Genomic DNA, 19,216 nt, shown 5'->3' with positions numbered 1-19,216 from the left:
TTCACCCGTTTCTCGAACGGAGATCCCGATGCACTTCATGCAGTCACTGCAGCAAGCCTGGACCCGCAACGACTCGCTGGTTTGCGTCGGCCTCGATCCGGAACCGACGAAATTCCCCGCGCATCTGCGTGACACGCCCGACGCGGTGTTCGATTTCTGCCGCGCCATCGTCGACGCCACCGCCGACCTGGTCTGCGCGTTCAAGCCGCAGATCGCGCATTTCGCCGCGCTGCGTGCGGAGGAAACGCTGGAGCGGCTGATCGCGCACATTCATGCGCAGCATCCCGGCGTGCCGGTGATCCTCGACGCCAAGCGCGGCGACATCGGTTCCACCGCGCAGCACTACGCCACCGAAGCATTCGAGCGCTATCGCGCCGACGCGGTGACCTTGAACCCCTATCTGGGCCGCGATTCGATCCAGCCGTTCCTCGATCGTGCCGACAAGGGCGTGATCCTGCTCTGCCGCACCTCCAACCCCGGCGGTGCGGATTTCCAGGCACTGGATTGCGGCGGGCAACCGCTCTACCTGCGCGTAGCCGAAACCATCGCCCGCGACTGGAATGCGCACGGCAACTGCGCGCTGGTGACCGGTGCCACCTGGCCCGAGGAAATCCGCCAGGTACGTGCACTGATCGGCAACATGCCATTGCTGGTGCCGGGTATCGGCGCGCAGGGCGGCGACATCGAGGCGGTGATGCACGCGGGCCGCACCCGCGAGGGCCTCGGCCTGATGATCAACTCCTCGCGCGGCATCATCTACGCCGGCTCCGGCGAGGACTTCGCCGCCGCCGCGCGCGCCGCCGCCAGCGAGCTGCGCGGGGCGATCAACCGCTGCCGCTGAGCGGCGTCACTCTCGCATCAGGATGCGAAGCGACCGGCAACCAGCGAAGAAAAACGCCGGGACGCCGGTCAGCCGGTCGCCATCTTCGCCGCCTGCAGCGCCTTCGCCTTCAGGTCGAGCGTATCGGCCGCATCCAGCAACGCCCGCGCAAAGCTGCGCACCTCGGCCGGACGCAGGGCGTACCAGCTGCCGCCGGTGCTGGCCTCGCCCACGTTGCGTCCCGCGCGCGACACACAATGCGGCCGGAAAATCACCATGCCGGTCAGCGGCTCCGAACTGATGTCCGCAGACACGATCTGCAGGTGTGTGTCGTCTTCTTTCTTCACCGAAGCTCTCCCGGACGGACAGCCGTCTTCCGGACACTTTACGCCGCCGGGCATTCAGGGATTGTTGGCCGCCCCGCCAGCGAACCGAACCGAAGGGAACCGGCGTCGACAGGCGCTGCCATATCCGGCGCGGCGTGGGCGCGCGCCGGTCGGACCGGCGCATGTGCCATGGGCGCTCCCGCAACCGATTGCCGAGCTGGCCGCACTGGCTGCGATGAGCGAACGCAGCTTCATGCGCCACTTCAAGCAGGCCACCGGCACGAGTCCGGCGCATTGGCTGATCGGTGCGCGGGTGGATCGTGCGCGCGAATTGCTGGAAAGCTCGACGCTCTCCATCGGCGCGATTGCCTTGCATTGCGGCCTCGGCAGCGCGATCACTTGCGCCATCATTTCCGGCGCAGGCTGGCGATCAGTCCGACGGCTTGTCGATCGCGCTTCGTGCAGACTCGCCGCGGCTGATCGGTCGCAGGCACCGCCCCCGCACGTTTCAGCGCACGTGCACCCAGTACACGCGGGTGCCGTTGGCACGATCCTCCGCACGGTGACCTTCGCGACCTTCCACCACGGTGCCCCAGTTTGAGCGCAGCGAACCCAGCACGATGCGGTCGATGCGCAGCTTCTCGCCGGCCTGGATGAGGAAGTTCGCCTCGATCACCATCACGCCCTCGCGCTCGAACACCAGGGTGGCGCCGCGCACCGCGCCCGCGCCCCAGCCGATGTGCAGCTCGCACGGTACCGGCGAGAACACACCGCGGTTGTCGAGGCTCCAGCCTTCGGTCTTGCCCAGCAGCGATTGCAGCTCCGGGTGGCTCCAATCGACGTTGTTGCCCGATGGGGGCTTGGCGTGATGGTTCATGAGCATAGCTCCTCGCACGCGTGGGCAGCCACCGGGAAGGCGAGGCTTCCCGGCCGGTCGGTTCCGCCATGCAGATGGCCAAAGCGTGGGCTCATGGCCTCGGTAACGGCAGGCCCGCCCGCCACTTGAGCGGCGCGTTCAGGCATCTGCTGGCGGCTGACCCGGAAACAGCACGTCGGTGTAGCCGAACTTGCTGAAATCGGTGATGCGCGAGGGGTAGAGGCGACCGATCAGGTGGTCGCATTCGTGCTGCACCACGCGCGCGTGGAAACCCTCGGCGGTGCGTTCGATGCGCTGGCCGCGCGGGTCGAGGCCCTGGTAGCGGATCAGCGAAAAACGGCTCACCGCGCCGTTCAGTCCGGGCACGGACAGGCAGCCCTCCCAGCCCACCTCCATGTCCTGCGACAACGGGGTGATCACCGGATTGAGCAGGATCGTCTGCGGCACCTCGGGGGCGTCGGGATAGCGCTCGGAATGCTCGAAGCCGAAGATCACCAGCTGCAGGTCCACGCCGATCTGCGGCGCGGCCAGGCCCACGCCGTCGGCAGCGCGCATGGTCTCGAACATGTCCTTGATCAGCATGTCGAGCTCCGCGCTGCCGAGCATCGCCGGGGGCACCGGCGGCGCGATGCGCAGCAGCCGGGGGTCACCCATCTTGAGGATCTCGTGGATCATGCCTGCCTCGCCTTCGCCATGCCGCCCATCCTGCCCGCGTCCACGTGAACGCGGCATGTGTTGCCGCGGTCGCGGCTGCCGTCAGCGGCCGAACACTTTCTTCAGCAGATCAGTGGTGCGCGCGCCGGGGTTGGTCCGGATGGATTGCTCCTGCGCGCCGATCTCGGTGAACAGGCCGTCGAGGGTCTTCGCGGTGACATAATCGTCCAGGTCCAGGTCCAGCGCCGTGCCGCCGTGCGCCGACTTGTCATGGTCGAGCGCACCCAGCAGGCCGCCCAGCGCACCGCTGCTGCTGCCGGACATGAACGCCTTGTATTTCTGGGTGACGCCGACGCTGTCGGTGGCCTTGGCGACGATCGGATGGATGCGCGCCGTCAGCGCCTCGCCGGCGACGCGGCGGAAGTAGTCGGTGGCTGCGTGGTCGCCGCCAGTGAGGATGCCGCGCGCGTCGTCGAGCGTCATCTTGCGGATGGCGTCGCCGAAAATCTCGGCCACCTGCGGCACCGCCTTTTCCGCCGCGCGGTTCATGCTCAGCTCGAACGCGTCCACCTTGGCGCCCTGGCCGAGCTGGCGCGCCAGCTTGCCGGCCTGCTCCAGCTTGCCCGGGAGCGGGATGCGCACCTTGGGCTTGTTCCAGAAACCGCCGTCGCGGCCGAGGTTGTTGATCGCGCTGGTGGTGCCCTTGGCCAGCGCCTCCTTGAGGCCGGCGGCGATGTCGCTGCTCGGCAGGTTGCTGCCCTTCGCCGGCGTGGCGTGGGTGGATTGCCTGGCCTTGTTCAACAGGTCCTTGAACTGGCTGGCGTTGGCTGCGGGGGTGCCCGCGGCGAGGAGGAATACGGCCAGGAAACTGCAATGTGCCAGGACGCGCATGACGAACTCCTCGCAATCGACAGGGCGGCCAGTGTAGCGCCGCCATGCCTCCCGCAACGAAGCCGGGCGCGCCTGCCATTCGACCAATGGCTAATGCCGGCGCGCGGCTTCCGGGATTGACCCCCGCCGCCGGCAGGACGATTCTTGCGGCATTGCCGAGGAGAACCGCCATGCAAGTCGCCGTGCGCAGATCCGGTGTCGCCAGCAAGCTGGTATGGGCCGCCGTCGCCATCATCGGTGCAACCTGCCTCGGCGTGGTGGCGCTCAGGCGCGGCGAACCGGTCAACGCGATCTGGCTGGTGGCCGCGGCCATCGCGGTGTTCTCGATCGGCTTTCGCTTCTACGGCAAGTTCGTCGAGCACTCGGTGCTGCGGCTGGACCCGACGCGCGCGCCACCCTCGGTACTGCGCAATGACGGGCTCGACTACGTGCCCACCGACAAGTGGGTGGTGTTCGGCCATCACTTCGCCGCGATCGCCGGCGCCGGCCCGCTGGTCGGCCCGGTGCTGGCCGCGCAGATGGGCTATCTGCCCGGCACCTTGTGGATCCTGTTCGGCGTGGTGTTCGCCGGCGCGGTGCAGGACTTCATGATCCTCGGCCTCTCGCTGCGCCGCGACGCCCGCTCGCTCGGCCACATGCTGCGCGAGGAACTCGGCCCGTTGCCCGGCCTGGTGGCGATGATCGGCGTGCTGGTGCTGATGATGATCGTGCTGGCGGTGCTGGCGCTGGTGGTGGTCAAGGCGCTCACGCACAGCCCGTGGGGCACCTTCACCGTGGCCTGCACCATCCCGATCGCCTTCCTGATGGGCGGCTACATGCGCTGGTTCCGGCCGGGACGCATTCTCGAAGTGTCGATCATCGGCCTGATCCTGCTGCTGCTCTCGATCTGGGCCGGCAAGTTCGTGGCGGACTCGGCCACGCTGGCGCCGCTGTTCGACATGGATGCCAAGGCGCTGGCCTGGTGGCTGATCGGCTACGGCTTCGTCGCCTCGGTGCTGCCGGTGTGGCTGCTGCTGGCGCCGCGCGATTACCTTTCCACCTTCCTCAAGATCGGCACCATCGCGCTGCTGGCGCTGGCCATCCTGATCACCGCACCGGACCTGCAGATGCCGGCGGTGACGCGTTTCATCGACGGCACCGGCCCGGTGTTCGCCGGCGACCTGTTCCCGTTCCTGTTCATCACCATCGCCTGCGGCGCGGTGTCGGGCTGGCACTCGATCATCGCCTCGGGCACCACGCCCAAGCTGCTCGCCAACGAGGGCCAGGCGCGCATGGTCGGCTACGGCGGCATGCTGATGGAGGCGTTCGTGGCGATCATGGCGCTGATCGCCGCCACCTACCTGCACCCGGGCGTGTACTTCGCGATGAACTCGCCGAGCGCGATCATCGGCAGCACGGTGCAGGACGCGGCCACCACGATCAGCCAGTGGGGCTTCGTGGTGACGCCGGAGCAGTTGCTGCAGACCGCGAAAGACATCGGCGAAAACAGCATCCTCAGCCGCGCCGGCGGCGCCCCCACGCTGGCGGTGGGCATGGCGCAGCTGCTGCACAACATCATGCCCTCCGGCGGCCTGATGGCGTTCTGGTACCACTACGCGATCCTGTTCGAGGCGCTGTTCATCCTCACCACGGTGGACGCCGGCACGCGCGTGGGCCGCTTCATGATCCAGGAGATCGCCGGCCTGATCCACAAGCCGCTGCAGGAAACCGATTCATGGGCCGGCAACCTGCTGGCCACCGCGATCTGCGTGCTCATCTGGGGCTACTTCCTGTACCAGGGTGCGGTCGACCCGCTGGGCGGCATCAACACCTTGTGGCCGCTGTTCGGCATCGCCAACCAGATGCTCGCCGCGATCGCGCTGATGCTGGCCACCGTGGTGGTGGTGAAACTCAAGCGCGAGCGCTACGTGTGGGTGCCCGGCATCCCCGCGCTGTGGCTGATCGTCTGCACGCTCACCGCCGGCTACCAGAAACTGGTCGGCCCGATAAGCTTCACCGCGGCGGCCAACAAGTACGCCGACGCCATGCAGCAGGGCCAGTTGCTGGCGCCGGCCAAGACCACCGCCGCCATGCAGCAGATCGTCACCAACAACTACGTCGACATGGTGCTCACCGGCCTGTTCATGGCGCTGGTCGTGGTGATGGTGCTGTTCTCCCTGCGCTCGCTGGTCAAGGCCTGGCGCACCAACCACCCGACCGCGCACGAGGAACCCTACGTGGCGCTGAGCAGCGTGGCCGGCTGAGATGAACGCGACGTTCCGGTCCGTGCGCAAGTGGGCGGTGCAAACCGCCCGCCTGTGCTGCGGCATCCCCGACTACGACGGCTACGTGAAGCACCTGCGCGAGCACCATCCCGAGCGCAAGGTGCCGAGCTACAGCGAGTTCTTCCGCGAGCGCCAGGAAGCGCGCTACAAGGGTGGCGGCGGGCGCTGTTGCTGAGCGTCCGCGCGGCACGGCGTGCCGGCTTCAGGGTTTGCGCGCCACGACGATCTGGCTGATCGGCATGAACTCGTCCAGCTGCTGCTTGAGCTGCGCGCCCTGCGGCATGTCCAGCAGCGCCTGCCAGGCCGCGGTCCAGTGATCGAGTACCGGATGCGCGGGGTCATGCAGCTCCACCCGGCAACCCCAGAACAGCGCCCACCAGATCGACCAGAAAAAGCCGTGCTGGGTGTGCTCCACCACCACCAGGCCAGCCTCGCCGATCCATTGCGCGAACTCGTCGCGTCCGATCACCCGCAGTGCGCCACCGGGCAGCTCGCGGTACTCCGGCGGCAACACCTTTTCCTGCAGCGTCTCCTGCAGCGCGCCGGGCACGCTGAGCAGGTAGATGGCGCCCGATGCGCCGACACGGAACAGCTCGGCCAGCACCTGACGCGGGTCGTCGACGTGCTGCAGCACCTCGGTGCAGATCACCCGCGTGGCGATGCCGTCGTCCAGCGGCAGCGGGTTCGCGTCGCTGACCAGCGCGGTCTGCGTGCCGCAGCCCTCGACGCTCAGCCGGGCGCGCACCTCGCGGATCACCTGCGGCTCGCGGTCGATGGCGTAGACGCGGGCACCGTGGCGCGCGCAGAACACGCTGTTGACCCCGGCGCCGCAGCCAACGTCCACCACCACGTCACCGGCGCCGATCGGCACGCCGCGGAACAGCTCGCCGCTGTCCTCGCGATACCAGCCGCCGAGTTTCGCGTCGCGCAGGCCGACCGCCGACGGGCCATGCGGCGCGGGCTCGTCCACGGCGGTGGAATGCTCGACGGGATGGGGCATGGCTGGCCTCCGGAACGGGTAAACGAAGAGTGGGGCACGCGCGCATCCTCCACGAACGAACCCGGTGCGCCACCCGGTCCGCGCAGTGTGGCACTGCGAAGCGTGCGAGGCATGCCGCCGGCACGCGCCGGACCGGCGACAATTCCGGCCGATCCCCCCCGCTGCCACCCGATCTCCGCCTGGCCACGGCAAGTTCTTCTGCGAGCGCAAGAAAGCGCGCTGCAAGGGCGACGGCGGGCGCTGTTGCTGGAGGAAGAACCCAGTCGGGTCCCTTGTATCGGAAACCCCGGCAGACCCGGCACCTATTCCGACTCGCGTCAGCGGAACAGAACTCCGGGCGTATCGAACGACGCCGCCCTGCGCTGGATCAACTCCGTCTTGATGACCCGCTCCAGGTCATCCGCAAACCCGCGCATGGCACTCTCGCTGCCGAAGGAGGCGGTCATGGCGTTTCTACGGGTGCCGGGCCCGCCGGCCAGCGCTTTCGCCACCACGACGCTTCCGACATACGCGTTGAACTCCTGCTCAAGCCAGCGGCACACGATCGCCGTTTCCTTGGCCTGGATATAGTCATTGGCGACGTCAATACGCGCCGATGATCGCCCCGACCATTTCGGCGACGGCGGATACAGCCCCTCGACCGCGGCGCTCCCCGGGCGCGCCATGCTCCTCGCAGTTCGTTGGTCGCGCCCGGCTTGCCGGTTGACCCAGGCTGCGGGTGCAGTGTCGTTGGCCGTGTTGGTCTCCCCACTCCAGGCAGGGTCGCCCAGACGGGACGGATGGACGAACGCACGCTGGAAAGTGAAGTGCTTGCCATGTGCCGTTGGAGTCGGTGCCTGGTACTCCGTCCCCATCAGGTCGAGCATCATCAGTCCCATCATCCAGGCACGGGCATTGCGCATCGGCTCGGCTATGAACATGACGGCAGACAGCAGCGGCAAGGCCGAGATGGTGTCAGCCGCACCAGCCGTCTGCGGGGCCGAGGCCTTCTGCGGAACCTTGCGTTTCGACTCGTCGGGGTTCATGTCGACTGTCCAGCGCGTACCCTTCGCCTGGAGTCCGCCGCCGGTTCTGGGGGCGGTTCCCTTGAGCACGCCGCGCAAGGACGCCGCGATACGCTGCGACCAGACGACGCCTTCCATGCCGGAGACCGTATTGCCTTCGTGCATGAACTTGCCGAACTCGCGATAGCTCGCACCGTCGGCCCGATTCCAGATGGTGCCGGCGCGGGCGTCGGTGCCCGAATAGCCGACGTCACACATGTAACACCCATCGGCGAAGCCGCCACTGCGTCCGTCCTTGATCTTGTGGATCAGGCGACCGGCGATGGAAAAGTACAGGTCCTGCGACCGACGGCTTGCCGCGGCCTGCCAAGCACCGGCGTAACTGCCGTACCCGCCAAGGACGTAGGGATCAGCCTGGGAGCCGCTCCCCGGAGGCGCGCTGGCACCGGCCTGCACGGCACGGGCAGCGGCATCCACCCACTCCAGCAGCGTCGAGCCGGGAATGTACAGGCTGTGCTGTTGTCGGCGTCCGGTGCTCCAGTCGGCCAGGTAGTCCACGTCGATAGCGAGATGGTCGAACATCCGTTTGTCTCCCTTTTGTCGTTCCAACAGGTGCCGGCAAGCATGCTCCGGAACTCGCATGGACTGCTCGAGTCAGAGCGGCTCCGGTCCGGGGTTGCCGGGCGCTTGTCCGTTCGTGCCGGGCTGAGTCGGCGCCGCCATGCTTCCCCCGAAGCGGCAGCCAGCGACGACCGTAGCCAATCACGACCAGCACCGACATCCGCCCGCTCAATGCAACACATCCCAAGCTCGACCGGAAAAAAGACAGGCCGACCCGAGGCGCCACGTGACCTCGGCAAGCGACCGCCCCATCGGGGGGGGTGAGCAAGTGCTACAGGGTTGGATGATCCTCGTCGGCTGTCAAGATCGCACACAGCTCCATTTCCGCGAACTCGTGCCATCACGCACAGGCGGCACCACGCCTGATCGGCGAGAATGTCTGCTGCCCATGTCTTCCCCGCCCATGCCCAACTCCGAATCCGTCGACGCAGCCACCCCCGCGGCGACCGCACGCGGCCAGCACCACGCCGGCCTGCGCGTCATCGCGATCTACGAGATCATCAAGACCGCGTGCCTGCTGCTGGTGGCGCTGGCGGCGTTCCACTTCTATCGGCAGCAGAACTTCGAGCAACTGGTGCACTGGCTGGAGCACCTGTCGCTGGCCGACAGCAACGGCCTGCGCTGGAAACTGGTGGAACTGCTGCACCAGCTCGGCCCCGGCAAGTTCGAGGCGGTGGGGCTGGTGGCGCTCGGCTACGCGGTGCTGTTCGGCATCGAGGGCGTGGGCCTGTGGCTGGGCAAGCACTGGGCCGAGTGGTTCACCGTGATCGCCACCGGTTCGCTGATCCCGCTGGAACTGTACGAGACGCTGTACCACTTCGGCTGGATCAAGCTGGCCACCCTGGTCGGCAACGTGGCGATCATCGTCTACCTGGTACGCATCGCGCTGCAGCCGGGTGTCGCCCCGCCCGCAGGGGAACGCCCTCACACCTCGTGATGCACCGCCTCGGCCGGCGGCTCATCGCGCCGCGGCAGCAGCTCCACCAGGTACATCGCCGCCAGTACCAGGCCACCGCCGGCGAGCATGCGCCAGGTCAGCGCATCGACGCCGAGCAGTACGGCGAAGGCGGCGGCGAACACCGGCTCGGTGGTCATCACGATGGCGGCACGTGCCGCCGGCAGATGCGATTGCGCCCAGGTCTGCATCACCATCGCGCCGGCGCCGGCGATCAGCGCCATGTACAGCACGACGAACCAGGCGCCGGGGTCCGGCGGCAACATCGGACCGTGCGGCAAGGTGGCCAGCGAGCAGACCCCGGCGATCGCCACCATCTGCACGGCCGACAGGCCGAACGCCTCGCCGCGGCGGGACCACTGCCCAAGCAGCACGATGTGCAGCGCGTAGCACGCCGCCGACGCCAGGGTCAGCCACACGCCCAGGTTGATCTCGAAGCCGTCGAGCGTGAGCAAGGCCAGGCCCGCGGTGGCCACGGCGATGGCCAGCCACACGCTGGCCGCGACGCGCTGGCGCAGCACCAGCAGTGCAAGGATCGGGGTGAACACCACGTACATGCCGGTGGCGAAGCCGCTGACGCTGGGCGAGATCAGCGCCAGTCCCCAGGTCTGCACCAGCTGCCCGACACCGTAGATCACGCCGAGCAGCAGGCCGCGCCGGGTCTGCAAAGCGCCGAGCCGCCACGCCTGCCGCCCGAACAGGAGCACCATCGCCAGCGCCGCCATGACGAAACGCACGGCCAGGAAATCGGCCACCGGCATGCGCCCGAGCACGTCCTTGATCAGCACGAAGGTCGAGCCCCACACCGCCGTCATCGCGATCAGGCCGAGAGTGGCGAGGATGGTCAGGGTGCGTGGGGTCATCGGCGAGGAGTGCGTGGAGAGGAGTGAGGAGTGAGAGAACGACAGCGGCGCGACGAGGCGATGTTGCCTCTGGCTTTCCTCACTTGCTTCTCGTTTTCAGCCGCCACCATTGGCCGGGGACCTGCAGCACGAAGTGCGTCCAGATGCCCAGCCACACCACCGCCGACACGAACGGGTTGCGCGCAGCCGGATCATGCTGGCGGAACCAGCGCCACATGCCGCGGTGCTTGTGCCGGCTGACGAACACCGGGCGATGGCGGCTGGAGCTGCCCTTGCCATGGGCCACGCGCACGTCGCCGGCAAGCAGCACCTGGTAGCCGATGTCGCGCACGCGGCGGCACAGATCCAGATCTTCGCAATGCAGGAAGTATTTCTCGTCGAAGCCGCCGAGGCGCTCGAACATCTGGCGAGTCAGCAGCATCAGCGCACCGGAAACCGCCTCGCACTCGATCAGCTCGGCGGGAATCTCGCCGCCGACTTCCACCGTCTCGCCGGGCCGGCCGAGCAGTGTGTTGAGCGACCGGCGCAACAGCGGATCGCGCCGCCGCGAAGCAGGGTCGGGCCGACCCTCCGCGTCGCACACCACCGCGCCGATCAGGCCGGCCTTCGGATGCGCGGCCTGCACCGCCAGCAACCGCCTGAGGTCGTCCTCGCCGATCAGGCAATCGGGGTTGAGGATCAGCAGCGCGCGGCCGCCGGCCTGCTTCGCGCCCAGGTTCACCGCCGGGCCGAAGCCGATGTTGCGATGGCTGTAGATCAGCTTGAGCCGCTCGTCGTGCTCGTACGCCCGCGCGATCGCGGGCGGCACGCCATCGTGCGAAGCGTTGTCGACCAGGATCAGTTCCAGCGGCAGCCGGCAGGCAAGCACCTGGCGCACGCAATCGCGCAGATCCGGGCCGCTGTCGGCCGCCACCACGATCACGCTGAGCGCCGGCGAGGACGAGGACGGAGGAATGGCAGGCATGTTCACCGCGCGAAGTATGCGCGGAGACGCGCAGCACGTGAACCTCCGGTTCCCCGCGCGCAGGAGCCCGCTTGCGGGCGATGCCCTTGGGCCGGGAATGGGGAATGGGGAATCGCAGAAGCAAAAGGGAAAGCATCGCCCGCGAGCGGGCTCCTACGGGGTGTGGGGAGGGTCTGGTGGTTCGTCGGCGTCGTGGCCCAGCACGGCGGCCAGCGCCAGCGGCATGGTGCCTTCGCGGCGGCTGAGCCAGGGTTGCTCGCGGTGCCAACCGCACAGTTGCCAGCCGCGCAGGCGGTGCCGTCGATCGCGCTGGCGATCCCACAGCAGTACGCCGCGCTTGCCGCTGCAGGCGACAAACCAGCGACCGGCGGGACTGAAGGCGATGCGGGTGACGCCGTCCCGCATTTCGACGCGGGTGCCATCGTCGAAACGACAGCCGCCGGGCTCGCCATGCACCGCCCCGCCGAGGGGGTCGGGCAGCTCGCCACGCGCTTCATGCCATTGCGGCGGCGACAGCTCGATGATCTCGGCCGGCGGTCCGATCGGTGCGTGGGCGAGTTCGGGCCATTCCGCGGCGGGCGGCCCGGCGGGCGCACGGCGCAAGTCCCGATCAAGCCAGGCTTCCAGCCCGGCCAGCAAGGTGTAACCGACCAGCGCGCCGAGCAGGGCCGCGCCCCAGGCGAAGGCATCGCCACCCAGGATGCGTTGCAGGGCAAACAACCAGCCCGGCAGGCCCCAGCGCAAGGCGCTCCGGATCAGCGCGGCATGCGCAGTTGCCAGCCGATGCTGCAGCAGCAAGACCGCCGCGGCGAGCGCCAGCAGGATCGGCAACCCCAACCACCACGGCAGCAACGCCAGCAGCACCACCCACAGCGCGGTGCGGCCGGCGAACATCCACGCGGGGCGACGCCGAGTCATCGCTGACGCCAGCGCCACATGCCGTCGATCAGCCGCACCACACGCGTGCGTTGCGGAACATCCGCATCCACGGCGAATCCTCGCCCCACGACTCCGGGTGCCAGCTCATCTGCACGCTGCGGAACACCCGCTCCGGGTGCGGCATCATGATCGTCACGCGCCCGGCGGCGGCGGTGAAGCCCGCCAGGCCGCCGGGCGAACCGTTGGTGTTGAGCGGGAAGTTCTCGGTCGGCTTGCCGCGGTTGTCGACGAAGCGCACCGCGCCATGCGATTTCGACGGGCTGCACGCTTGCGGAAAACTCACCCGCCCCTCGCCGTGCGCCACCGCCACCGGGATGCGCGAGCCGGCCATGCCCTGGAAGAAGATGCTGGGCGAATCGAGCACCTCCAGCGTGGCCACGCGCGACTCGTACTGCTCCGACGCATTGCGCAGGAACTTCGGCCAGTGCTGCGCGCCGGGGATGATCTCCTTCAGTTGCGACAGCATCTGGCAACCGTTGCACACGCCCAGCGCGAACTTCGTCTCGTCGGCGAAGAACGCCTCGAACTGCGCACGCAGCATGTCGTTGTAGAGGATCGACGTGGCCCAGCCGCGACCGGCGCCGAGCACGTCGCCGTAGGAGAATCCGCCGCAGGCGGCGAAGCCGCGGAAGTCGGCCAGCTTCACTCGGCCGCTGGCGAGATCGGACATGTGCACGTCGACCGCCTCGAAACCGGCGCGCGTGAACGCGGCGGCCATCTCGACCTGGCCGTTGACGCCCTGCTCGCGCAGGATCGCCACGCGCGGCCGCGGGCCCTTGGCGATGAGCGCGGCGGCAACGTCCTCGGCCGGGTCGAACGCCAGCCTGGGGCTGATGCCGGGATCGGCGTCATCCATCCGCCACTCCAGCTCGGCATCGGCGCTCTGCGGGTTGTCGCGCAGGCGCTGCATGGCGTGGCTGGTTTCGTTCCACGCCTTGTACAACTTGCTCCAGTTCCACTTGACGAAGACTTCGTCGCCGAGGAACAGCTTGATGCCGAGCTTCTCCTTCGGCCGGCCGACGCGATGGCTGATGCCGGCCAGGCCGAACTTCACCAGCAGCGACTCGAATGCCTCGCGGTTGGCCTCGGCCACCTGCACCACGGCGCCCAGTTCCTCGCTGAACAGCGCGCGCAAGGTGGCTTCGGCCCAGCCGTCGAGATGCAGCTCCAGGCCGCAGTGGCCGGCGAAGGCCATCTCCAGCAAGGTGGTGATCACGCCGCCGTCGGAGCGGTCGTGGTAGGCCAGCAGCAGGCCATTCGCATTGGCCTGCTGAACCAGTTCGAACAGCGCCTTGAGGCGCTTGGCATCGTCCAGGTTGGGCGGGATGCCGCCGGAGCGATTGAACACCTGGGTCAGCGCCGAGCAACCGAGGCGATCGCGCCCGGCACCCAGATCGATCAGCCACAGGTCGGTGGCGCCGCGGTCGAGCTTGAGTTGCGGCGTCAGCGTGCGGCGCGCGTCGCCGACGCGGGCGAAGCCGGTGATCACCAGCGACACCGGCGACACCGTGCGCTGCTCCTGCGCGCCGTCCTTCCACACCGCCTGCATCGACAGCGAATCCTTGCCGACCGGGATCGAGATCTGCAATTGCGGACACAGTTCCATGCCCACCGCCTTCACCGCGTCGAACAACGCGGCGTCCTCGCCCGGATGATTCACCGCGGCCATCCAGTTGGCCGACAGGCGCACCTCGCCGAGGCTGGCGATCGGTGCGGCAGCCAGGTTGGTGATCGCCTCGCCCACCGCCAGGCGCGCCGCGTCGGCGCTGTCGAGCACGGCCACCGGCGCGCGCTCGGCCATCGCCATCGCCTCGCCGGCATAGCCGTCGAAATCGGCGAGCGTCACCGCGCAATCGGCTACCGGCACCTGCCACGGACCGACCATCGGGTCGCGGTGGTTGAGCCCGCCGACGGTGCGGTCGCCGATCGTGATCAGGAAGCTCTTGCTGCCCACGGTGGGCAGGCGCAGCACGCGCAGCAGCGCCTCGTCCAGGTCGATGCCGGTGAGGTCGGGCAGCAGGTCCACCCGCGGCGTTACCCGCACGGCGTCGCGATGCATGCGTGGCGGCTTGCCGAACAGCACGTCCATCGGCAGGTCGATGACGGTCAGCTCGCGGCGCGGATCGGTCAGCAGCAGGCGGCGCTCGAGCGTGGCCTCGCCCACCACGGCGTACGGGCAGCGTTCGCGGATGCACATGGCCTCGAATTCGGCGAGGTTCTCCTGCGCGATGGCGAGGACGTAACGCTCCTGCGATTCGTTGCTCCACACCTGCATCGGCGACAGCGAGGGATCGTCGCAGGGAATTTTCGACAGGTCGATCACGCCGCCGACGCCGGCGTCGTTGAGCAGCTCGGGGATCGCGTTGGAGAGGCCGCCGGCGCCGACGTCGTGCACGCTGACGATCGGGTTGTGCTCGCCGCGCGCCCAGCAGGCGTCGATCACTTCCTGGCAGCGCCGCTCCATCTCGGCGTTGTCGCGCTGCACCGAGGCGAAGTCCAGCTCCGCGCTCGACGCGCCGCCGGCCACCGACGAGGCGGCGCCGCCGCCCAGCCCGATCAGCATCGCCGGCCCGCCCAGCACGATCACCGCGTGGCCGGGCTGCACCGCGCGCTTCAGCACATGGTCGGGACGCAGGTTGGCGAGGCCGCCGGCGAGCATGATCGGCTTGTCGTAGCCGCGGCGCACCCCGGCCTGGCCCGGCACTTCGCTTTCCCAGGCGCGGAAATAGCCGCCCAGGCAGGGCCGGCCGAACTCGTTGTTGAACGCGGCCGCGCCCAGCGGGCCGTCGCGCATGATCTCGAATGCGCTGGCCATGCGCGGCGGCAGCGGGCGGTCCACTTCCCACGGCTGCGGCGCGCCCGGGATGCGCAGGTCGGACACCGAGAAGCCGGTGAGCCCGGCCTTGGGCTTGCCGCCGCGGCCGGTGGCGCCCTCGTCGCGGATCTCGCCGCCGGCGCCGGTGGCCGCGCCGGGCCAGGGCGCGATCGCGGTGGGATGGTTGTGCGTCTCCACCTTGATCGCGTAGTCGATGCGCTCCTCGTGCCCGCGCCACACGCGGTCGGCGGGGTCGGCGAAGAAGCGCTTGCCCGTGCTGCCCTCGATCACCGCGGCGTTGTCGCTGTAGGCAGACAGGGTATGTGCGGGCGACTGCTGGTGGGTGTGCTTGATCATGCCGAACAGGGTCTTGTCCTGTTCCTCGCCGTCGACCGTCCAGCTGGCGTTGAACACCTTGTGCCGGCAATGCTCGGAGTTGGCCTGGGCGAACATGAAAAGTTCGGCGTCGGTGGGATCGCGACCCAGCTCGGCGTAGCGTTCGACCAGGTATTCGATCTCGTCCTCGGCCAGCGCCAGGCCCAGGCGCCGGTTCGCCGCGGCGAGCGCCGCCTGCGGATCGGCGCCCAGCGCCACGTGCACCAGGTCGCCCGGCGTGCCGGCCAGGAACAGGCCTTGCGCATCGTCCAGGCGGGCCAGCACCGATTGCGTCATCGCGTCATGCAGCACACCCATGATCGCCGCATGATCCGGCGCGCCGGGTTCGGGCAGACCGCTGAGCTGCCACGCCAGCCCGCGCTCGACGCGGCGCACGTCGAAACCCGCGCCATGCAGGATGTCGGTGGCCTTGCTCGACCACGGCGAGATCGTGCCCAGCCGCGGCACCACCCACAACGTGGCCGGCTGCGGCGCGGCGTCCTTCGCCTCCAGCACGGCCAGCAGGCGTTCGCGCAGTGTGCCCTCTGGCGCCGCGTCCATGTCGAGCACGAACACATGCCAGGCGGATTGCACGCGCACGCCCCGGTGCACGGCGTCGAGCCGTGCATTGAGTCGTTCGAGGCGGAACGGCGAGAGGGCGCTTTGCCCGTCGAATGCGATCATGCGGGAAGGGGGCGCTGTGCGGAGGAAACGCCCATTCTACCCCAATGCTGCAATACGGCATAAGCCGCCCGGGCGGGATCAACCGCCCGCTTGCAGCGCCTGCAGCAGTTGCTCCGGCGTCACGTAGCCGCCCAGCACGCTGCCGTCCGGCCCGATGATCGTGGGCGTGCCGCTCACGCCCAGCTTCACGCCCAGGTCGAATTGCTGCTTCACCGGGTTGGTACAGGTCGCCGCCGGGGGCGCGTGGCCCTTGGTGGCGGCAGTGAGCGCGGCCTTGGGGTCCTTCGCGCACCATACCGAGACCATTTCCTTGTAGGTCGGGGTGAGGTTTCCGGCGGTGGTGGTCACGCCCTCGCGCGGCCAGGCCAGGTATTCCACCGCGATGCCCGCCTTGTTGAACGCGGCGATGTGCTCGTGCAGCGCGCGGCAGAAGCCGCAGTTGACGTCGGTGAACACGGTCACCGTGTACTTCGGCTGCGCCGGCGCGAACACCAGCCGCTGCGACGCCGGCACCTTGGCCAGCGCGGCCACGCGGAACTTCGCCCAGGCATCGTCGCTGAGGTTCTCGCGGCGACTCAAGTCGACCACGTCGCCGTGCATCAGGTACTTGCCGTCGGTGCTGATGTAGACCATCTGACCCGACGCGATCACCTGGTAGAAACCCGGCAGCGGTGCCGGCTGGATCGAGTCGACCACCACCTTCGACGACAGCTTGGCGATGGCCTGCTGCACCATCTGCACCGCCGCCGGCGTGATCGTGGGGCCGACCACCGGCGCGTTCGCCGGCGCGGTGGCGGCCAGCACCTGGCCGGCCCAGGCCAGCCCACCCAACAACAGCAGCTTCTTCAACATCCGACGGCCTCGGCACGTTCAGCATCGCCCGCAGGACGCGTGCGACAACGCGGCATTCTCGCACGGCGCATGGGCCGCCTTGCCCAACTGCGGCGAAACGGCGCGTACGATGGTTCAGTAGCGCAGCAAACTGTGCAGCGGGCCACGTTCCGCCCAGCGTGCGCGTCCCGCCAAGGCGTCAAGCTCGATCACCACGCCGGCGCCGACCAGCGTCGCGCCGGCCCGCTCGATCAACTCCGCCGCCGCGCACAGCGTGCCGCCGGTGGCGAGCACGTCGTCCACCAGCAGCACGCGCTGCGCCGGCTGCAACAAGCCATCGCGGATCTCCAGCCGATCCTCGCCGTACTCCAGCCGGTAATCCACCGCCTGCACCGGCGGCGGCAACTTGCCCGGCTTGCGCAGGGGCACAAAGCCGGCCTCGAGCCGCAGCGCCAGTGCCGCACCGAAGATGAAACCGCGTGCCTCCACGCCGCCCACCACCTGCACGCCGCTGTCCCGCCACGGTGCGGCCAGCGCCTCGATGCAGCGCGCGAAACCGTCGGCGTTGGCCAGCAGCGGGCTGACGTCGCGAAACATCACCCCGGCTCGGGGGAAATCGGGCACGTCGCGAATCAGCTCGGCCAGGTCTTGCATGCACGCCTCCGGGAATCGCCATCGAGGCACCCACAGTAGCAAGCGCACCGCCGGCTCGCGCTTGACCGCAGCGCAACGGGCGCGCAAGGCTGACCGCCCTGCCGCCCGCGAAGGAGAACCCCATGCACCGCAGCCGCCTGTGCAGCCTCATGATCGACTGCCACGCCGACGACCTCGGCGAAGCCGCCCGCTTCTGGTCGCGGGCACTCGGCCGCCCCATCAAGGAAGGCGCCGATCCCGCGCAGGAGAAATACGTCGGCCTGGTCACCCATGACGACGAGCCCGTCATCGAACTGCAGAAAGTCACCCACCCCAGCCGCGTGCATCTGGACATCGAGAGCGACGACATCGAGGCCGAAGTGCACCGCCTGGAAGCCCTCGGTGCGAGGAAGGTCGAAGCGATCCGCACCTGGGTGGTGATGGAAGCCCCCACCGGTCACCGCTTCTGCGTGGTGCGGCCGCAGCGCGGGGAGATGGGGGCGCATGCGAACGAGTGGCCGTGAGCGACCGATGGCTCAGCGCAAGCTGGACTTGCGCACCATCAGCTTCACCGGCAGCACCTCGCTTTCCACCGATTCGCCGCGGATCAGGCCGAGCAGGCTGTCGACGAGGACGGCACCGGCCTGGCCGGTGTCTTGCAGCACGGTGGTCAGTGGCGGGTTGACGAAGCTGGCGGTGGCGATGTCGTCGAAGCCGGCCAGGGCGACGTCCTGCGGCACGCGCAGCCCGTGATCGCTGAGCGCGCGCATGGCGCCGATCGCGATGAGGTCGCTGGCGGCGAACACGGCATCGAAGCCGGCTTCCTGCAGGATCAGCCGGCGCATGGCCTCGTAGCCGGAGTGTTCGGTGCTCTCGGCGTTCTCCTGCAGCGCGGGGTCGACCTCGACGCCGGCGGCGGTGAGTGCGTCGACGTAGCCGTTGTAACGGCCGAAGAACTCCGGGTAATGGCTGGAGGCGTCGCCGAGGAAGGCGATGCGCCGGCAGCCGCGTTCGAGCAGGTGCTCGGCCACCTGCCGCCCGCCGTAGACGTTGTCGCTGCCGAACGACACCCCGGGCTGGTCCGGCAGCACTGCGCCCCAGCGCACGAAGCGGGTGCCCTGCGCGACGAGCTTTTCCAGCTTGTCGCGGTAGGCGAGGTAGTCGCCGTAGCCGAGCAGGATCAGCCCATCGGCCTTCTTGCTGTCGGCGAAGTCGGCGTGCCAGTCGTCGGACAGCTGCTGGAACGAGATCAGCAGGTCGTGGCCCTGCAGGGCGCAGGCGCGTGTGATCGAGCCGAGCATCGACAGGAAGAACGGGTTGATGTGCGACTCGTCGGCAGTCGGGTCCTCGAAGAACAGCAGCGCCAGCGTGCCGGTATGCATCCGGCGCAGGTTCGAGGCGTTCTTGTCGAGCTTGTAGTTGAGCTGCTCGGCGGCGGCCTGCACGCGCCGCCGGGTTTCCTCATTGACCAGCGGGCTGCCGCACAGGGCGCGCGAGACCGTGGCCTGGGACACTCCGGCCAGGTGTGCAATGTCGATCGATGTGGCCTTGCCCTTCATCCGCGACCCGATCCGTCAGCATCTCGTTCAATCGCGCGCGATGAACCGTGGCCGGGCCATCGCCGTTGCCGCATCGTAGCTGCTTTGCGCGCCGCGCGTCGTAGACCGCCCGGCGCGCTTCCACGCCGAGGCAAGCGCTGG

General features: G+C 68.8%; 19 protein-coding genes. 6 read left to right on the top strand and 13 right to left on the bottom strand.

What is annotated here, in order from left to right:
* The first annotated feature begins 28 nt into the window (after nt 1–28).
* Nucleotides 29–841: an orotidine-5'-phosphate decarboxylase gene (gene pyrF, locus ACVCL3_RS15085; RefSeq protein WP_447099833.1), complete on the top strand. Its 813-nt coding sequence runs from the start codon at nt 29–31 to the stop codon at nt 839–841.
* 68 nt (nt 842–909) lie between these two features.
* Here pyrF and ACVCL3_RS15080 read toward each other — a convergent pair whose 3' ends face one another.
* Complete coding sequence (locus ACVCL3_RS15080) at nt 910–1,167, bottom strand: hypothetical protein (RefSeq protein WP_395119932.1); 258 nt, start codon at nt 1,165–1,167, stop codon at nt 910–912.
* On the opposite strand from ACVCL3_RS15080, the gene ACVCL3_RS15075 reads away from it, so the two are divergent.
* Entirely contained in the window at nt 1,097–1,747 is a 651-nt protein-coding gene (locus ACVCL3_RS15075) for a helix-turn-helix domain-containing protein (protein ID WP_447099832.1), read from the top strand. The genes ACVCL3_RS15080 and ACVCL3_RS15075 overlap by 71 nt on opposite strands.
* Here ACVCL3_RS15075 and ACVCL3_RS15070 read toward each other — a convergent pair.
* From ACVCL3_RS15070 to ACVCL3_RS15060, 3 genes are all read right to left on the bottom strand, one after another.
* Nucleotides 1,655–2,023: a hypothetical protein gene (locus tag ACVCL3_RS15070; protein ID WP_395119934.1), complete on the bottom strand. Its 369-nt coding sequence runs from the start codon at nt 2,021–2,023 to the stop codon at nt 1,655–1,657. The two genes, ACVCL3_RS15075 and ACVCL3_RS15070, sit on opposite strands and share 93 nt — an antisense overlap.
* A gap of 138 nt (nt 2,024–2,161) precedes the next feature.
* Nucleotides 2,162–2,698, bottom strand: coding sequence for a peptide deformylase (gene def, locus ACVCL3_RS15065; RefSeq protein WP_395119935.1), 537 nt, complete (start codon nt 2,696–2,698; stop codon nt 2,162–2,164).
* A gap of 81 nt (nt 2,699–2,779) precedes the next feature.
* The gene (locus tag ACVCL3_RS15060; protein WP_447099831.1) at nt 2,780–3,568 is read right to left on the bottom strand and encodes a DUF4197 domain-containing protein; all 789 of its coding nucleotides are present in this window, start codon (nt 3,566–3,568) and stop codon (nt 2,780–2,782) included.
* 182 nt (nt 3,569–3,750) lie between these two features.
* Between ACVCL3_RS15060 and ACVCL3_RS15055 the strand changes: the two genes are divergently transcribed.
* The gene (locus tag ACVCL3_RS15055) at nt 3,751–5,811 is read left to right on the top strand and encodes a carbon starvation CstA family protein (protein ID WP_447099830.1); all 2,061 of its coding nucleotides are present in this window, start codon (nt 3,751–3,753) and stop codon (nt 5,809–5,811) included.
* Between the two features lies 1 nt (nt 5,812).
* Nucleotides 5,813–6,007 (top strand): YbdD/YjiX family protein, encoded by a 195-nt coding sequence (locus ACVCL3_RS15050; protein ID WP_447099829.1) that lies wholly within the window; start codon nt 5,813–5,815, stop codon nt 6,005–6,007.
* Nucleotides 6,008–6,034: 27 nt separating this feature from the next.
* Here ACVCL3_RS15050 and ACVCL3_RS15045 read toward each other — a convergent pair whose 3' ends face one another.
* Nucleotides 6,035–6,832, bottom strand: a complete 798-nt coding sequence (locus tag ACVCL3_RS15045) for a class I SAM-dependent methyltransferase (RefSeq protein ID WP_447099828.1) — start codon at nt 6,830–6,832, stop codon at nt 6,035–6,037.
* A gap of 317 nt (nt 6,833–7,149) precedes the next feature.
* Complete coding sequence (locus ACVCL3_RS15040; protein WP_447099827.1) at nt 7,150–8,418, bottom strand: hypothetical protein; 1,269 nt, start codon at nt 8,416–8,418, stop codon at nt 7,150–7,152.
* 442 nt (nt 8,419–8,860) lie between these two features.
* Between ACVCL3_RS15040 and ACVCL3_RS15035 the strand changes: the two genes are divergently transcribed.
* The gene (locus tag ACVCL3_RS15035) at nt 8,861–9,394 is read left to right on the top strand and encodes a DUF2127 domain-containing protein (RefSeq protein WP_447099533.1); all 534 of its coding nucleotides are present in this window, start codon (nt 8,861–8,863) and stop codon (nt 9,392–9,394) included.
* Here the strand turns inward: ACVCL3_RS15035 and ACVCL3_RS15030 are convergent.
* The 6 genes from ACVCL3_RS15030 to ACVCL3_RS15005 form a co-directional block, all read right to left on the bottom strand.
* On the bottom strand, nt 9,382–10,275 hold the full coding sequence (locus ACVCL3_RS15030; RefSeq protein WP_447099826.1) for a DMT family transporter: 894 nt from the start codon (nt 10,273–10,275) through the stop codon (nt 9,382–9,384). The two genes, ACVCL3_RS15035 and ACVCL3_RS15030, sit on opposite strands and share 13 nt — an antisense overlap.
* 79 nt (nt 10,276–10,354) lie before the next feature.
* Nucleotides 10,355–11,239 carry a glycosyltransferase family 2 protein gene (locus ACVCL3_RS15025; protein WP_447099825.1) on the bottom strand — a complete coding sequence of 295 codons (885 nt, stop codon included), beginning with the start codon at nt 11,237–11,239 and terminating at the stop codon, nt 10,355–10,357.
* A 153-nt stretch (nt 11,240–11,392) separates the two neighbouring features.
* Nucleotides 11,393–12,157, bottom strand: a complete 765-nt coding sequence (locus tag ACVCL3_RS15020; protein ID WP_447099824.1) for a WD40 repeat domain-containing protein — start codon at nt 12,155–12,157, stop codon at nt 11,393–11,395.
* Between the two features lie 28 nt (nt 12,158–12,185).
* Nucleotides 12,186–16,052 (bottom strand): phosphoribosylformylglycinamidine synthase, encoded by a 3,867-nt coding sequence (gene purL / locus ACVCL3_RS15015; protein ID WP_447099823.1) that lies wholly within the window; start codon nt 16,050–16,052, stop codon nt 12,186–12,188.
* Between the two features lie 78 nt (nt 16,053–16,130).
* Nucleotides 16,131–16,904, bottom strand: coding sequence for a thioredoxin fold domain-containing protein (locus tag ACVCL3_RS15010; RefSeq protein WP_395119947.1), 774 nt, complete (start codon nt 16,902–16,904; stop codon nt 16,131–16,133).
* A gap of 114 nt (nt 16,905–17,018) precedes the next feature.
* A complete protein-coding gene (locus tag ACVCL3_RS15005) occupies nt 17,019–17,537 on the bottom strand; it encodes an adenine phosphoribosyltransferase (RefSeq protein ID WP_395119948.1) in 519 nt (172 codons plus the stop codon).
* 122 nt (nt 17,538–17,659) lie between these two features.
* Here ACVCL3_RS15005 and ACVCL3_RS15000 point away from each other — a divergent pair, with 122 nt between their 5' ends.
* A complete protein-coding gene (locus tag ACVCL3_RS15000) occupies nt 17,660–18,040 on the top strand; it encodes a VOC family protein (protein ID WP_447099822.1) in 381 nt (126 codons plus the stop codon).
* A 12-nt stretch (nt 18,041–18,052) separates the two neighbouring features.
* Here the strand turns inward: ACVCL3_RS15000 and ACVCL3_RS14995 are convergent, their stop codons facing one another.
* The gene (locus ACVCL3_RS14995) at nt 18,053–19,075 is read right to left on the bottom strand and encodes a LacI family DNA-binding transcriptional regulator (protein WP_395119950.1); all 1,023 of its coding nucleotides are present in this window, start codon (nt 19,073–19,075) and stop codon (nt 18,053–18,055) included.
* Nucleotides 19,076–19,216: the final 141 nt, after the last annotated feature.

The sequence above is a fragment of the Rhodanobacter sp. UC4437_H4 genome (assembly GCF_052978425.1).
Note: the sequence above shows the minus strand (reverse complement) of the source record. Positions and strands in the feature narration are given on the sequence as shown.

Coding starts and splice junctions, on each gene's coding strand:
- pyrF (WP_447099833.1), top strand. CDS start 29: ATGCACTTCATGCAGTCACTGCAGCAAGCCTGGACCCGCAACGACTCG.
- ACVCL3_RS15075 (WP_447099832.1), top strand. CDS start 1,097: ATGCCGGTCAGCGGCTCCGAACTGATGTCCGCAGACACGATCTGCAGG.
- ACVCL3_RS15070 (WP_395119934.1), bottom strand. CDS start 2,023: ATGAACCATCACGCCAAGCCCCCATCGGGCAACAACGTCGATTGGAGC.
- def (WP_395119935.1), bottom strand. CDS start 2,698: ATGATCCACGAGATCCTCAAGATGGGTGACCCCCGGCTGCTGCGCATC.
- ACVCL3_RS15060 (WP_447099831.1), bottom strand. CDS start 3,568: ATGCGCGTCCTGGCACATTGCAGTTTCCTGGCCGTATTCCTCCTCGCC.
- ACVCL3_RS15050 (WP_447099829.1), top strand. CDS start 5,813: ATGAACGCGACGTTCCGGTCCGTGCGCAAGTGGGCGGTGCAAACCGCC.
- ACVCL3_RS15045 (WP_447099828.1), bottom strand. CDS start 6,832: ATGCCCCATCCCGTCGAGCATTCCACCGCCGTGGACGAGCCCGCGCCG.
- ACVCL3_RS15040 (WP_447099827.1), bottom strand. CDS start 8,418: ATGTTCGACCATCTCGCTATCGACGTGGACTACCTGGCCGACTGGAGC.
- ACVCL3_RS15035 (WP_447099533.1), top strand. CDS start 8,861: ATGCCCAACTCCGAATCCGTCGACGCAGCCACCCCCGCGGCGACCGCA.
- ACVCL3_RS15030 (WP_447099826.1), bottom strand. CDS start 10,275: ATGACCCCACGCACCCTGACCATCCTCGCCACTCTCGGCCTGATCGCG.
- ACVCL3_RS15025 (WP_447099825.1), bottom strand. CDS start 11,239: ATGCCTGCCATTCCTCCGTCCTCGTCCTCGCCGGCGCTCAGCGTGATC.
- ACVCL3_RS15020 (WP_447099824.1), bottom strand. CDS start 12,157: ATGACTCGGCGTCGCCCCGCGTGGATGTTCGCCGGCCGCACCGCGCTG.
- purL (WP_447099823.1), bottom strand. CDS start 16,052: ATGATCGCATTCGACGGGCAAAGCGCCCTCTCGCCGTTCCGCCTCGAA.
- ACVCL3_RS15010 (WP_395119947.1), bottom strand. CDS start 16,904: ATGTTGAAGAAGCTGCTGTTGTTGGGTGGGCTGGCCTGGGCCGGCCAG.
- ACVCL3_RS15005 (WP_395119948.1), bottom strand. CDS start 17,537: ATGCAAGACCTGGCCGAGCTGATTCGCGACGTGCCCGATTTCCCCCGA.
- ACVCL3_RS15000 (WP_447099822.1), top strand. CDS start 17,660: ATGCACCGCAGCCGCCTGTGCAGCCTCATGATCGACTGCCACGCCGAC.
- ACVCL3_RS14995 (WP_395119950.1), bottom strand. CDS start 19,075: ATGAAGGGCAAGGCCACATCGATCGACATTGCACACCTGGCCGGAGTG.